Here is a 13,114-nt window from a genome sequence, read left to right as displayed (position 1 = left end):
GACGTGCGGCTGCCGTCGTGCTCAGCCGTGACTGCCGGGTGCCTCGGTCTCCGCGGCCACGGTGCACAGCAGGAACTCGGGAGGGGCGACTTCGAGCCGGGCCACCTCCTCCAGGCCCTCGGCGATCTTCGGGTGCTTCATGTAGGTGTCGTAGGCGCTGCGGTCCACCCACATCGGGCAGTTGACGAAGGTGGTGCCGTCCTCGCCGATGTACGGCGTCGCGGAGATGAAGCCGGCGGACTCGCGCTTCCACTCGCCGCTGTCGGTCAGCAGTCCGTGCACGGTACGGGCGGCCTCGGGGCCGCTCAGGCGCCGGACGGCGAATCCGACGAGTCCGGGCTTCCGGCCCGCTGCGGGGCCGCGCAGGCCTGCGGCCGGGGTGCCGCGGAACACGCTGGCGGAGTGGACTCCGGGCCGGTCCGCGAGGGTGTGCAGGACGCGGCCCTCGGGCCGGTCCGTGAACGAGGTGCGGTACGTGCGCGCGTCGGTCCACCTGCCGCAGTGCACCACGGAGGTGCCGTCGAGGGCGATGTGGGTGCGCGAGGAGACGAAGCCGTCCGCGTGCCGTACCCAGGCGTTCACCTCGCCGGCGATCAGGCCGGCCAGTGCGATGGCGGTCTCGGGGCTGTCGGTCCGCAGCACGCCGAACGTGGCGAAACCGGCCTTGCGGACCGGGGGGTTCGGGTTCGCCGAGGTCATCAGCTCACCTGGATGATCTCGTAGTGGCCCTTCTTGAGGAGCATCCGGCCGTCCTGGGCGTCGCTGAGCCAGTCGATGATCACGTACCGGCCCGGCTGAAGCGGCAGCTGGAGGACCGACGAGACACCCGACGACATCGGCAGGCCGCCGGGACCCTCACCGAGCGGACCGGGGTCCTCCGGGAACTGGCCGCTGTCGCCGAACTTGTCGAACCAGGCGACGAGTTCCTCCTCCGTCACCCCGTCGGGAAGCGGGAAGAAGATCGCCTCGGCGGGCTGCCCGGTGGGCATGAGGTTGCGGAAGAGCAGCGGCCGGCCCGCCTTGACGGTGCCGGTGACCTCGTAGCGGGGCGCGCCGTCGATCAGCTTGGCGGTGACGGCGGCCGTGTACGCGGGGGCCGTGCCGTACGCGGGTCCGCCGACGGTGAGGGTGCGGTAACGCGGCTCGGTGTCGCGGATGTGCTTGTAGTCGAACAGGAAGTAGCGGCCGGGGGTCAGCTTCTGGGTGAAGGCGGCCGGCTGGTCCGGGTAGATGACGGTGCCGCCGAGCAGCTCGCCGGTGGTCAGCATCTCCCTGCTGCCCTCGATGATGTCGGGGCCGTTGGCATTGATGATCTTCATCAGGGTGGCGTGGAACTGCTCCCAGGTCACACCGTCACGGGGACGGGCGAGGCCGACCCAGCCCGACGCCGTGTCCGTGGTCGTGGTGCGGAACGTCACTGTGCCGGGGGCGGTGCCGCTGGGGGCGTACAGGGCGGTCGCGGTGGACCTGACGTCCAGCGTGCGTACGCCGGCGGTCTCCGCCGGGGCCGGGGCCGCGGCGGTGGTCCGCGGGGCCGCCACGGGGGTGGCGGCGTGGCCGATCGCCGGTGTGGCGGTCGCGGTGAACACGAGGGAGGCGAGCGCGGTGCCGATCCGCGCGCCGAGGGTCGGTGTCCTCTTCATACGGGAACTCCCAGGAATGGCAGCGTCTTCGGGGTGTCGGGGCATGCGGCCCGCAGGAGGAAGCCCCGGGCGCCGATGCGTAACCGGCGCCCGGGCCCCCGAGGGGTTCAGCGCTTGTACGGGCGCTTGGCGCGGGCCTCGCGCAGCGCCTCGGCCCACCAGCCGAGCTGGTGCAGCAGATTGGCGGCCGCGTCCTCGCTGCCCTCGGGGCTGACCGGCCGGCCGTCCACCTCGAAGGCCTGCCAGGCGTTGTGGAAGCTGAGCATGTCGCGCACGGTCGTGGCGTGGACCTCGGCGAACACCTGGCGCAGGTGCTCGGAGGCCCGCAGGCCGCCGCCCATGCCGCCGTAGGAGATCAGGCCCACGGGCTTGGTGCTCCACTCGTCGAAGAACCAGTCGATGGCGTTCTTCAGCGACGAGGGGAAGGTGTGGTTGTACTCGGGGGTGACCACCGCGAAGGCGTCGGCCTCGTGGAGACGGGCGGAGAGCTGGTCCGTCAGCGCCTTGGTCTGCGCGTCGGGCTCCTCGCCGAACGCCGGCATCTGCACGGGCAGCGGGAAGTCGAGCAGGTCGATGAGGTCGACGGTGAAGTCGCCGTGCTCCTTCGCCCGCTCGACGAACCAGTTTGCGACGGTCGGTCCGAACCGGCCGCCGCGCACGCTTCCAATGATTACCGCGAGCTTGACGGGGTTGTCGGGCATGCTGAACCTTTCCATTCGTGAAACGCGATACTGGCCGGGCGCCCGAATGTGCCGCCCGGCGGGATGGTCACCGGAAATCACTTCCCGGCGGCCGGAGGATTTTCGAGCCAGGTGCGGGGACCCCGAAATCCGGACTGCCGGTCAAGCCGGCGCCAACCGGCCGTGCGCCGCTCGTTCCGGTCCGAATCGCCGTCCTGATCTGCGCCGGCGGCGGCCAGGGCGAGCACGACCGCCGTGAGGGCGGCCAGTTCCGCGGCGTCCGGCGAGCCCTTCTCCACGCGAATGAAGTGGGCCGGTTCTCTCGGTTCCATTACTGACCCCCCGGTACAGCGGGCAATGCACATCAGTCGAGGCGCGTCGGTCGAGACACATCAGTCGAAGCTATTGACCAGCTTCTTCGACCGGAAAGCCGACTTCAAGAGAGACCGGTTCATATCTCGGTGAACTTCTACAAATTCCTGCCGTCACGTCAGAGAAACGTGAAATCCGTGTCAGACGCAGGACGTCGGACTCAGGACGCGTCGACCTGGACGGCCACGGTGCACAACAGGTACTCGGGCGGGGCGACTTCGAGGCGGGCCAGCTGCTCCTGCCCCTCGGAGATCCGCGGGTCGGCCATCCACGCCTGATAGGCCACCTCGTTCACCCACATCGGATAGTTGATGAAGGTGGTGCCCGCCCGGTTCACATAGGGCGTGGCCGAGATGAAGCCGGGGAACCGGCGCTTCCACTCGCCGCTGCCGGCCAGCATCTCCAGGACCGTGTCCGCCGCGGAAGGGCCGCTGAGATGACGGGTGGCCACCACCACGACCCCCGGCTGTTCCGCCGCCTCCGGGCCCTCCAGCGGGGTGGCCGGCGTACCGCTGAAGACGGTGGCCGCGAGCACGCCGGGCCGGGTGCCGAGGGCGTGCAGCACCCCTCCCGAGGGGCTCTCCTGGAAGGACGTCCGGTACGCCTCCTCACTCGTCCACTCGCCGCGGTTGACGACGGTGGTGCCGTCCGTGCTCACATGGACGCGTGAGGAGATGAAACCCGGCGTGTGCCGGACCCATCCCCTCACCTCCTCCGTGACGGTCTCCACCAGGGCGGCGGCCGTTTCGGGGCCGTCGACCCGCAGCACACCGAAGGTGACGAAGCCGACCTCCGGTGCGGGGCCGGGCTCGTGCTCTGAAGACATGGAACAACTCCGTTGGGGGTCAGGGGTGTCCGGTTCGGGGCCGCCGGTCAGCGGAACGCGTCGGCGCGCTCCTCGGCCCAGGTGCGGAAGGAGCGGGCCGGCCTGCCGGTCACGTCCGCCACGACTGTGGAGCCCAGTTCCGGCTTCTCGGTGATCATCGCGAAGTAGTCGAGCGCGCCGTCCGCGTAGGCCGGCGGCCAGCCGGAGGCGACCATCGCCGCCTTCGCCGCCTCGTGCTCGATGTCCACCCAGCCCACCTCGCGGCCGATGACCTCACCGATGATGCGCACCTGCTCCCGCTGGGACAGCTCCTCGGGCCCGGTGACCAGGTACTTCCGCTGGGCGTGCGCGCCGGTGAGCAGCGCGGTCACCCCGACGGCGGCGAGGTCGCCCTCGTGCACCGAGGTACGGACGGCGTCCCCGTACGGGAAGTGCACCACCCCGCCGGAGCGGATCTGCTCGGCGAAACCCAGCGCGTTGGCCTGGAAGCCGGTGGTGCGCAGGAACGTCCAGTCGAGGTTCGTGGCCTCCAGCAGCGCTTCGAGATAGGCGTGGCAGTTGTTGTCCACGCGCTCCAGGCCGATGTGCACGCCCACCGACGAGACGAGCGCCACCCGGCGCGCGTTCGCCTCGATCCTCTTGACGACGGCGGGTGCGGTCGCCACGTCGGTGGTGAAGAAGGGCCACATCAGGAACACGCCGTCGACACCGTCCAGGGCCGCGTCCAGGCTGTCCGGGTCGGTGAGGTCGCCGTAGTGGATCTCGGTGCCCTCGGGCAGCCGGTCGATGTTCGGGTCGTCCCTGAGCACCAGCGCGCGTACGGTGGCGCCCGCCTGAAGCAGTTGGGCGACCGCGTGCGGTCCGACATTGCCGGTGGCCGCGGTGACCAGGACGGTGTTCTGCTGCGACATGGATGAATCCCTCGTGTCGTCGGTTTCTGCGGATGTCACTGCGGCGGGTTGCCGTGCTTGCGGGACGGCAGATCGGCGTGCTTCGCGCGCAGCATGGCCAGGGACTTGATCAGCACCGCGCGGGTGTCGCGGGGGTCGATGACGTCGTCGATCAGGCCCCGTTCGGCCGCGTAGTAGGGGTGCATCAGCTCGGACTTGTACTCCTTGATCCGCTGCCGGCGGACCCCTTCGGGGTCGTCCGAGGCATTGATCTCGCGGCGGAAGATGACGTTTGCCGCGCCTTCCGCGCCCATCACCGCGATCTCGTTCGTGGGCCAGGCCAGGGCCAGGTCGGCGCCGATCGAGCGCGAGTCCATGACGATGTACGCGCCGCCGTACGCCTTGCGCAGGACCAGCGAGATGCGCGGCACGGTGGCGTTGCAGTAGGCATACAGCAGCTTGGCCCCGCGCCGGATGATGCCGTTGTGCTCCTGGTCGACGCCGGGCAGGAAGCCGGGCACGTCCACCAGCGTGACCAGCGGGATGTTGAACGCATCGCAGAGCTGGACGAAGCGGGCGGCCTTCTCGGACGCCTCGATGTCCAGTACCCCGGCCATGGCGGCGGGCTGGTTGGCGACGATGCCCACCACCTGCCCGTCGAGCCGGGTGAGCGAGCAGACGATGTTCGGCGCCCAGCCCGGGTGGATCTCGAAGTGCTCGCCGCCGTCGACGATCTCCTCGATCACGGCCCGGATGTCGTACGACTGGCCGGGGTCCGCGGGCACCAGCTCCAGCAGGGCGTCGGTGAGGCGGTCGGCCGGGTCGCCGGTGCGCTCGACGGGCGCGAGTTCGCGGTTGTTGGAGGGCAGCAGGGACAGCAGGAAGCGCACGTCCTCCAGGCAGCTCTCCTCGTCGTCGTAGGCGAGGTGGGCCACGCCCGAGGCGGTCGCGTGGACGTCGGCGCCGCCCAGGCCGTTCTGGGTGATCTCCTCGCCGGTCACCGCCTTGACCACGTCCGGTCCGGTGATGAACATCTGCGAGGTCTCGCGGACCATGAACACGAAGTCGGTCAGGGCCGGTGAGTAGGCCGCACCACCGGCGCACGGGCCGAGCATCACGGAGATCTGCGGGATGACGCCCGAGGACCGCGTGTTGCGCTGGAAGATGCCGCCGTACCCGGCGAGCGCGGTCACACCCTCCTGGATCCGCGCCCCGGCGCCGTCGTTCAGCGACACCAGGGGCGCGCCGGCCGCCTCGGCCAGGTCCATCACCTTGTGGATCTTCTCGGCATGGGCCTCACCGAGGGCGCCGCCGAAGATCCGGAAGTCGTGGGCGTAGACGAAGACGGTACGGCCGTGCACGGTTCCCCAGCCGGTGATCACACCGTCGCTGTGCGGGCGCCTGCCCTCCAGGCCGAAGCCCGTGGCGCGGTGCCGGCGCAGCGGCTCGATCTCGGTGAACGAGCCCTTGTCCAGCAGCAGTTCGATCCGCTCGTGGGCGGTCAGCTTGCCCTTGGCATGCTGCCGTTCGGTCGCGGACGGGTCCGTGCCCTCCCGCGCGGCGGCCTTGAGGGAACTCAGCTCGTCGAGACGATCGTGCAGGTCATGTGCAGACATGGTGCTCCTGTTCCGTGTTCGGTCGTCGTGGTCAGACGGCACTGCCGGCGGTGGCGAACGACTCGACAGTCAGGGCGAGTCGGCGGGCGTCGTCCGTGCTGCGGATCCGCGCCTCCGGTGCGATCCGGCGGCACAGGCCGCCGAGTACCCGGCCGGGGCCGACCTCGACGAACCGGTCCACTCCCCGTTCCGTCAGGCCGCGTACCGTGCCGGTCCAGTGCACCCGGCCGGTGAGCTGGCGGCGCAGTACGGCGGCCGCCTCGGCGGCGCTGGTCACCGGGGCCGCGGTGACGGCGGAGACCACCGGGATCCGCGGGTCGCGGAATTCGGTCTCCAGCAGCGCTTCGGCGAACTCGGCCTCGGCGCCGGCCATCAGCGTGCTGTGCAGCGACACCGGGACCTTGAGGTCGACCGCCCGCGCGCCCGCGGCCCGGGCCTGCGCCATGGCCTCCGCGACGGCCTCGGTCTGGCCCGAGATCACCAGCTGGGCCGGCTCGTTGTCGTTGGCGACGCCGACGACCTGGCCGGTGGCTTCGGCGACCCGCGCGCAGATGCGTTCCAGCGCCGGCAGGCCGAGGCCGATGACGGCGGCCATCCCGCCCGGTACGAGGTCGTTGACCGTGGCCATGAGTTCACCGCGCTGGCGCACCAGCCACAGGGCCTCCCGCCAGTCGAGGACGCCGGCGCAGACCAGCGCCGCGTACTCACCGACGCTGTGTCCGGCGACGACATCGGGCCGCACCCCTTCACGGCGCAGTACCTCCAGGGTGACCACGCTGGTGAGGAACACGGCCGGCTGGATCAGCGAGGTGTCGTGGAGGACCGAGCGCGGCCCCTCCCAGCACAGCCGGGACAGCGGGAAGCCCAGCAGGTCGTCGGCGGGGCGGTAGTAGGCGTCGATCAGGTCGGGCCAGCGCTCGACGAGATGGCGGCCCATGCCCACGCGCTGTGAGCCCTGGCCGGGGAAGACGAAGGCGGTCCTGGTCATGGCACATCGACTCTCTTTCGGTGAGTTGCCCTGCCGTGCGGGGGGGTTTCGGCCGCGGTGGACCCGCCGTCACGCGAGCCAGTCGGGCGGCAGCCGGCGGACGGAGGTGTCCGCCGGGGCGTCCCCCGCGAGGGCGACGGCGCCGGCGTGGCGCGGCCCGCACGGAATGTCGGTGATCGACCATCCGGCGGGCCTGCGCCGGGGGTTGGAGCCCAGGTAGTCCCGGGACGGGGCGCGGCTCAGTCCGGTGCCGAGACCCTTGAGGTAGGCCTCCTTGCGGGTCCAGAGCCGGGCGAACATCGTGCGCCGCTCCTCGCGCGGTGCGCCGGCGAGTTCGGCGCGCTCGTCGGGGTGCAGGGCCTCGGTGCAGACCTCGACGGTCTCGGCCCCGGGCAGCCTCTCCAGGTCCACGCCCACGGTCGTGGCCGCGATGCCCACCAGGGCGAGACCCCTGCTGTGCGACAGCGAGAAGTGCAGCGGCGGATCGGTGACGGCGACGGCGGGCCTGCCGTGCGGGCCACCACAGCCCGGGCACGGCTGCCGGACGAAGGTGATGTCCCGCGGCGCGAGGTCCAGGTACATCCCGAGCAGCCGGCGCAGCGCGATGTGCGCCGACGCGTACAGCAGGCCGTCGGCCGGCCGGACGAAGGACGCCGCGCGGTTCCGTTCGGCGTCGTCGAGTTCGGACTGGTCCAGGGCCGCCGCGCTGTCCGCCCTCGGCGGACGCAGCAGCCAGAGGTCCACCTGCCGTTCCTGCACCGCGGGGGGCACGACCGCGGCCTGCGCGTTCATGCCGTGACCGTGGCGCCGAGACGCCGGTGACGTGCGGAGTCGGGGGCTGAGTCCGGTGCGGTGGGCGGGTGGGTGTGGCCGTCGCCGCCGAGCTGTCCGGCCAGGCAGTCGATCAGCTCGGCCGCGCTGTTGGCGAGCAGCAGCCGCTGGAGGTTCACCTCGACGTGCAGGGCGGCTTCCATGCGGTGCTGGAGTTCCATTCCCATGATGGAGCCCACACCGAGGCTGCGCATGGGGCAGCCGTCGGTGTCGATGAGGTGCGGGGCGACGCCGAGGACGCGGCCGAGTTCCTCGCGGACGTACCGGTCCACGATCCGGGTGCGTTCCGCGGTGCCGGCGCGGGCGAGGGCGGCCGGGTCGGGTGCGGTGACCTCGGCCTTGCGCGGCGCGTCGTCGATGTCCTCGCCGTCGTCCCAGCGGTCCCAGTCGTCCCAGTTGTCCAAGTCCTCCCCTCCCTTCCAGGTGCCGGGGCGGGCGTTGACGGTCATGTCTCCTCCGGGGTATGTCTGCGGGTGGGGCGGGGAAGGACCCCCGTGAGCGCGACCAGCAGGCCGAGGACGCCGACGGCGGTGACGAGCAGGACGGCCGGGCGATGCCCGGCCGGATGCAGTGCGGCCACCAGGGCGAGCGTCAGTACGGCCCCCATCTGGACGGCGGTCTGGTAGAGGCCGCCGACGGCTGCCTGCCGGTCCGCCGGGACGGCGGAGGTGGCCTGCATGTGCAGAGCCGTGAACGAGAGCGCGAAGCCGAGGCCGACCAGCAGCATGGTGGGCAGCACGTCGGCCGGGTAACTCACGGGCGACTCCAGCCGCAGGTACCAGGCGTAGCCCAGCGGGGGGAAGACCGCGCCGAGCGCGATCAGCCGGGCCGGGCCGAAGCGGGCGACCATGCGCCCGGAGTACAGGGCGGACAGGGCGAGCGGGGCGGCGGCCGGCAGGAACGCCAGCGCCGTCGCCATCGGCGACCAGCCGGCCGACTGCTGGAGCCGGAGCGTGCAGAGCAGCAGCAGCCCGAGGTACGAGCCGTTGAGCGCGGCCGCACCGAGCGCGGATCTGAGCAGCGGCCGGTGGGCGAACAGCTCCAGCCGCATCAGGGGCTCCGCGGCGGTGCGCTCGATCCGTACGAAGAGGGCCAGCAGCATCGCGGCGGCCGTGAACGCGCCGAGCGTGCCCGGGTGATGCCATCCGGCGGTGGGTACGGACGTGATCGCGTACACCAGGAGCAGGGTGGACCCCGTCAGCGTGAGGGCGCCGGCCGCGTCGTAACGCCGCGGCCGGCTCTCGGCGGGTGTGTCGCGGGGGATCAGCCGGAGCCCGCACAGGAAGAGCAGCACGGCGACCGGGGCGGGGAAGGCGAAGGTCCAGCGCCAGCTCTCCCCGGTGAGCAGACCGGAGAGCAGCAGTCCGGCGGAGAAACCGCCGGCACCGAAGAGGGAGTAGACGGAGACCGCGCGGCTGCGGCCACGGCCCTCGGGGAAGGTGGCGGCGATGATGGCCAGGCCGGTGGGGGCGGTGAGGGCGGCACAGAACCCTTTCACCAGACGGGTGGCCACCAGCGGTACGAGACTGTCGGCGAGGGCCGCGGCCAGCGAGGCCGTGGCGAACACGAGCAGGGCCGCCAGATAGACGCGGCGGCGGCCCAGCAGGGCCACCACTCTGGTGCCGAAGAGCATCAACGCGCCGAAGCCGACGGCGAATCCGGTCACCACCCAGTGCAGCTCGCCGGGCGGGAGGCCCAGGTCTTCGCCGACGGCGGGCAGGGCCACGATCGCCACGGACACTTCGAGGGCGTCGATGAGCATGTTGCCTGCGAGGACGAACAGCAGCCCCCACAGGGCGGGGCTCCATGCCGCGTCGGGGGAGGGGGCACGTGGGTGGCTCGGGGTTCTCGTCGGAAGCGTCATGATCCTGTTCCGCCGTGAGGGGTGGTGCGGGACATGGGAAGGCCGGCCGCGAGCGCTGCTCGCGGCCGGCCGGTCGGCGCCGCGGGGGACGGTACGCCGACGTCTGTCAGCCGAGCAGCGTGCCGCCGCTGGCGTCGATGAAGGCGCCGGTGATCCAGCGCGCGTCGTCGGTGGCGAGGAACGCCACGACGTCACCGACGTCCTGGGGCTCGCCGACCCGGTTGAACGTGGACAGGGCCGCCATCTGCTCGACGACCTCCGGGATGTCGAAGGCCGGGTTGCCGTTGCGGGTGATGCCCGGTGCCACGCTGTTGACCGTGATGCCGCGCGGGCCGAGCGCCTTGGCGTAGTGCAGGGCGAGCATCTCCACGGCGCCCTTGGTCATCGCGTACGCGATCTCCTGCGGGTTCGCGAACCGGGTGAGGCCGGAGGAGATGTTGATGATGCGCCCGCCGCCCGGCATGTTCTTCAGCGCCCGCTGGATGATGAAGAACGGCGCCTTGGCGTTGACCGCGACCAGGCGGTCGAACTGCTCGGGCGTGGTGTCCTCGGGGGGCACACCGCCCATCACACCGGCGTTGTTGACCAGGATGTCCAGGTCCGTCGTGCCGGTGCGCTCCTTCAGACCGTCCTCCAGGCCGACGAAGAGCTCGTGGACGTCCCCGGGCGAACCGAGTTCGGCACGGACGGCGAAAGCCCGGCCGCCGTCCTTCTCGATCGAGGCGACCGCCTCGTCGGCCGCGTCCTTGTTGGCGGAGTAGTGCACCGCCACCAGGGCGCCCTCCTGTGCGAGACGTACGGCCGTCGCCCGGCCGATACCCCTGCTCGAACCCGTGACCAGCGCTGTCTTACCGGTGAGCCTGCCCATGGTGTGTTCTCTCCGCTTCTTGGACTTGTTGGCCGTTGCTGAGACCGCCGGGGCACCGAACCAGCGGTGCAGGGCGGTGGTGAGGTCCGCTTCGCCGTCCGAGCCGGTCCACGCGACGTATCCGTCCGGGCGTACGAGGACGGCCCCGGCACCCCGGAACGGGCCGTCCTCCGGCAGGGGGCCGGCGGTGACCGTGTCCACCACGTCCGCCCACGGCGCCGCCGCACCGAGCGACCGGGCGCGGTGGCCCTCGTCGCCCGACAGGTCGAGCAGCAGTCCGCGGCCGGAGCGCAACAGCGCCGTGGTGGTGAACGACTCGCCGTCGCGGGCCAGTTCGGCGTGCGGCAGACGCGCGCCGAGCAGGGGGTGCTCGCCCGGGCCCACGTCGTGGCGGATGTCCAGGCCGGAGATCATCCCGGCCAGGTGGGTGCGTACGTCGTCCTGCCGGACGAGTTCGCCGAAGACGCCCCGGGCGGCATCGACCTCCGGCCCGCCGAGCAGCAGCAGGGCCTGCGCCCCGATGTTGCCGAGGACCCGCCGGCCGACCGCGTGCCGTTCCGTGTGGTAGCTGTCCAGCAGTCCGTCCGGGCCGCGTTCGGTGACCTGGGCGGCCAGCTTCCAGCCGAGGTTCACGGCGTCCTGCAGGCCGAGGTTGAGGGCCTGCCCGCCGATCGGCATCTGGGCGTGGGCCGCGTCACCTGCCAGGAAGAGCCGGAAGTCGCGGTACCGCGTGGCCTGCCGGGACACGTCACCGAAGGCGTTGACCCAGAGCGGGGTACCGCCGCCGATGTCCTCGCCGGTGACGCGCTGCCAGGCGGCCACGATCTCCGCGAAGTCCGGCTCCCCGGTGCGGGGCCGGACGGTGCGCCCGAACTCGTGCACCATCACACGTGTCACTCCGTCGGGACGGCGTGCGGCGATGGCGAGTCCGTGCTCCAGCCGCTGGAAGCGACGGTTCGGGATGTCAATCCCGGTCACGTCCGCGCGGATCAGTTCGCGGGACGCGTCCGTGCCGGGGAAGTCGAATCCGCCGAGGCGGCGGACGGTGCTGTTCTCCCCGTCGCAGCCGACGATGCACTTGGCACGCAGCCGTACGGGGCCGTCCGGGCCGAGTGCCTCGGCCTCGGCGTAGTCCTGGGTCACGGTCAGCCCGCGCAGCTCGTGGCCGCGCAGGACGACCGCGCCCAGGCCGGTCGCCCAGTTCCCGAGCAGTTCCTCGGTGCGGACCTGTGGGACCTTCCACTGGCCCGGGTGGGGGCCGGGAAGGGTGAGGTCGAGCGGGATGCCCCCGAAGTGCCCCATGACGTCGTTCGGGACCGGGCCCAGCTCGTCGAGCAGGCCGCGGCTGTCGAGGAGCTCCATGGTCCGGGCGTGCAGGGTCGACGCCCGCGACTCCGTCGTGGGGGCGGTCAGCCGTTCGAGGACGGTCACCTCCGCTCCGCCCAGGCGCAGTTCACCCGCGAGCATCAGCCCGACGGGTCCGGCGCCGACCACGACCACCTGGGTTTCCGTGTAGTCGCCGGCCATGGTCAGCGCTGCTGCTCGGCGTGGTTCTTGGCATGGCCGAGGGTGGCGCGGCTGTTGGTGCTGAGGGCGGTCCGGACGTACTCCCGCGCCTCGGCGACACCGGCGTCGGGGCCGAGGACGCGGGTGATGTTCTCGGTGTTCAGCACGACGGTGTGCTGCGAGGACGCGGCGACACCGTCCTCGTTCTCCGCGAAGGTCCAGTAGCCGGTGTGCAGGGTCATCAGCGCCGGCAGGGTGACCTGCTTGTAGGCGATCCTGTGGTTCGGGAAGCACACCCGGTACGACTTGGTGGTGTGCGTGGAGCCGTCCTTGGCGCGGGTGTCCATCTCCAGGATCTGCAGCCCCGGGGAGACCTCGTCGAGGCGGACGGTCGCCACGTGCGGCAGCCGCTCCTGCCACCGGTCGGCCTCGTTGACGAAGTCGAAGAGGTCCTTGGCGGAGCCGTTGACCTGGACGGTGTCCTCGAAGGAGAAGGTCACCTCGGCGGCGGCGTGGGCCAGTTCGACGTTGGTCCTGAGCGCGGCCAGCTCCGAGCGGGAGTTGCGGTCGACGGCCTCGTCGATCCACTTCAGGCCCTCGGGGTCGTCGTCGACCGCCCGGTAGTCGTGCAGCAGCCGGATCCGGGACGCGCCGTCGGAGAGCGGCTCGATGATCCAGGTCCCGCCCATGGAGGCGACCGGCGGGGCGGAGACCTCCTGGCGGAAGGTGATGCGCAGCGCCTCGGGGTCGAGGGTGCGGCGCGAGGTCCAGTTCTTGACCTCGCCGTTGGCGGTGGCCCAGATCCGGATGCGTTCCTCGTGCTCACCGCGCTCGACATGGTCGACGTAGAGGGTGGGCGGGAAGATCCGCGGCCAGTTCTCCACCTCGGCGATCAGGCGGTAGACCTCGGCGGCGGGGGCTTGCACGGTGATCTCGTGCTCGACCTCTTTGGTCTCTTTGGTCATGGATGCGGTGTCCTTGTCCGTCGGTGCGGGGGCGGGGTGCGGGGTGCGGGGGTGCGAGGTGCGGG

The 13,114-nt window shown here is 71.5% G+C and carries 13 protein-coding genes; all 13 read right to left on the bottom strand.

Annotated features, from left to right (window positions below; all coding sequences use genetic code 11):
• Window positions 1-21: 21 nt before the first annotated feature.
• The 13 genes from ACWV17_RS15075 to ACWV17_RS15015 all read right to left on the bottom strand — a co-directional run bounded on the left by ACWV17_RS15075 (window position 22) and on the right by ACWV17_RS15015 (window position 13,049).
• Entirely contained in the window at window positions 22-699 is a 678-nt protein-coding gene (locus ACWV17_RS15075; protein WP_455360099.1) for a hypothetical protein, read from the bottom strand.
• Window positions 699-1,643, bottom strand: a complete 945-nt coding sequence (locus ACWV17_RS15070; protein ID WP_455360098.1) for a hypothetical protein — start codon at window positions 1,641-1,643, stop codon at window positions 699-701. The genes ACWV17_RS15075 and ACWV17_RS15070 overlap by 1 nt, the downstream gene beginning before the upstream one ends.
• Before the next feature lie 107 nt (window positions 1,644-1,750).
• The gene (locus ACWV17_RS15065) at window positions 1,751-2,344 is read right to left on the bottom strand and encodes an NADPH-dependent FMN reductase (protein ID WP_455354471.1); all 594 of its coding nucleotides are present in this window, start codon (window positions 2,342-2,344) and stop codon (window positions 1,751-1,753) included.
• Window positions 2,345-2,421: 77 nt separating this feature from the next.
• Window positions 2,422-2,655 carry an acyl-CoA carboxylase epsilon subunit gene (locus tag ACWV17_RS15060; RefSeq protein ID WP_455360097.1) on the bottom strand — a complete coding sequence of 78 codons (234 nt, stop codon included), beginning with the start codon at window positions 2,653-2,655 and terminating at the stop codon, window positions 2,422-2,424.
• 200 nt (window positions 2,656-2,855) lie between these two features.
• Window positions 2,856-3,521, bottom strand: a complete 666-nt coding sequence (locus ACWV17_RS15055) for an antibiotic biosynthesis monooxygenase (protein WP_455360096.1) — start codon at window positions 3,519-3,521, stop codon at window positions 2,856-2,858.
• A gap of 47 nt (window positions 3,522-3,568) precedes the next feature.
• On the bottom strand, window positions 3,569-4,432 hold the full coding sequence (locus ACWV17_RS15050; RefSeq protein ID WP_455360095.1) for an SDR family oxidoreductase: 864 nt from the start codon (window positions 4,430-4,432) through the stop codon (window positions 3,569-3,571).
• Window positions 4,433-4,467: 35 nt separating this feature from the next.
• On the bottom strand, window positions 4,468-6,027 hold the full coding sequence (locus ACWV17_RS15045; RefSeq protein ID WP_455354467.1) for an acyl-CoA carboxylase subunit beta: 1,560 nt from the start codon (window positions 6,025-6,027) through the stop codon (window positions 4,468-4,470).
• A 31-nt stretch (window positions 6,028-6,058) separates the two neighbouring features.
• Window positions 6,059-7,015 (bottom strand): ACP S-malonyltransferase, encoded by a 957-nt coding sequence (gene fabD, locus ACWV17_RS15040; protein WP_455360094.1) that lies wholly within the window; start codon window positions 7,013-7,015, stop codon window positions 6,059-6,061.
• A gap of 69 nt (window positions 7,016-7,084) precedes the next feature.
• On the bottom strand, window positions 7,085-7,807 hold the full coding sequence (locus tag ACWV17_RS15035) for a 4'-phosphopantetheinyl transferase family protein (RefSeq protein ID WP_455360093.1): 723 nt from the start codon (window positions 7,805-7,807) through the stop codon (window positions 7,085-7,087).
• A complete protein-coding gene (locus ACWV17_RS15030) occupies window positions 7,804-8,295 on the bottom strand; it encodes an acyl carrier protein (protein ID WP_455354464.1) in 492 nt (163 codons plus the stop codon). The genes ACWV17_RS15035 and ACWV17_RS15030 overlap by 4 nt, the downstream gene beginning before the upstream one ends.
• The gene (locus ACWV17_RS15025; RefSeq protein ID WP_455360092.1) at window positions 8,292-9,710 is read right to left on the bottom strand and encodes an MFS transporter; all 1,419 of its coding nucleotides are present in this window, start codon (window positions 9,708-9,710) and stop codon (window positions 8,292-8,294) included. The genes ACWV17_RS15030 and ACWV17_RS15025 overlap by 4 nt, the downstream gene beginning before the upstream one ends.
• 106 nt (window positions 9,711-9,816) lie before the next feature.
• Window positions 9,817-12,105, bottom strand: coding sequence for an SDR family oxidoreductase (locus tag ACWV17_RS15020; RefSeq protein ID WP_455360091.1), 2,289 nt, complete (start codon window positions 12,103-12,105; stop codon window positions 9,817-9,819).
• Window positions 12,106-12,107: 2 nt separating this feature from the next.
• Window positions 12,108-13,049 (bottom strand): aromatase/cyclase, encoded by a 942-nt coding sequence (locus ACWV17_RS15015; RefSeq protein ID WP_455360090.1) that lies wholly within the window; start codon window positions 13,047-13,049, stop codon window positions 12,108-12,110.
• Between the last annotated feature and the right edge of the window lie 65 nt (window positions 13,050-13,114).

This window comes from Streptomyces mabaensis (assembly GCF_053763515.1).
Note: the sequence above shows the minus strand (reverse complement) of the source record. Positions and strands in the feature narration are given on the sequence as shown.

Coding starts and splice junctions, on each gene's coding strand:
- ACWV17_RS15035 (WP_455360093.1), bottom strand. CDS start 7,807: ATGAACGCGCAGGCCGCGGTCGTGCCCCCCGCGGTGCAGGAACGGCAG.
- ACWV17_RS15075 (WP_455360099.1), bottom strand. CDS start 699: ATGACCTCGGCGAACCCGAACCCCCCGGTCCGCAAGGCCGGTTTCGCC.
- ACWV17_RS15055 (WP_455360096.1), bottom strand. CDS start 3,521: ATGTCTTCAGAGCACGAGCCCGGCCCCGCACCGGAGGTCGGCTTCGTC.
- ACWV17_RS15050 (WP_455360095.1), bottom strand. CDS start 4,432: ATGTCGCAGCAGAACACCGTCCTGGTCACCGCGGCCACCGGCAATGTC.
- ACWV17_RS15030 (WP_455354464.1), bottom strand. CDS start 8,295: ATGACCGTCAACGCCCGCCCCGGCACCTGGAAGGGAGGGGAGGACTTG.
- ACWV17_RS15045 (WP_455354467.1), bottom strand. CDS start 6,027: ATGTCTGCACATGACCTGCACGATCGTCTCGACGAGCTGAGTTCCCTC.
- ACWV17_RS15060 (WP_455360097.1), bottom strand. CDS start 2,655: ATGGAACCGAGAGAACCGGCCCACTTCATTCGCGTGGAGAAGGGCTCG.
- ACWV17_RS15065 (WP_455354471.1), bottom strand. CDS start 2,344: ATGCCCGACAACCCCGTCAAGCTCGCGGTAATCATTGGAAGCGTGCGC.
- ACWV17_RS15015 (WP_455360090.1), bottom strand. CDS start 13,049: ATGACCAAAGAGACCAAAGAGGTCGAGCACGAGATCACCGTGCAAGCC.
- ACWV17_RS15070 (WP_455360098.1), bottom strand. CDS start 1,643: ATGAAGAGGACACCGACCCTCGGCGCGCGGATCGGCACCGCGCTCGCC.
- ACWV17_RS15020 (WP_455360091.1), bottom strand. CDS start 12,105: ATGGCCGGCGACTACACGGAAACCCAGGTGGTCGTGGTCGGCGCCGGA.
- fabD (WP_455360094.1), bottom strand. CDS start 7,015: ATGACCAGGACCGCCTTCGTCTTCCCCGGCCAGGGCTCACAGCGCGTG.
- ACWV17_RS15025 (WP_455360092.1), bottom strand. CDS start 9,710: ATGACGCTTCCGACGAGAACCCCGAGCCACCCACGTGCCCCCTCCCCC.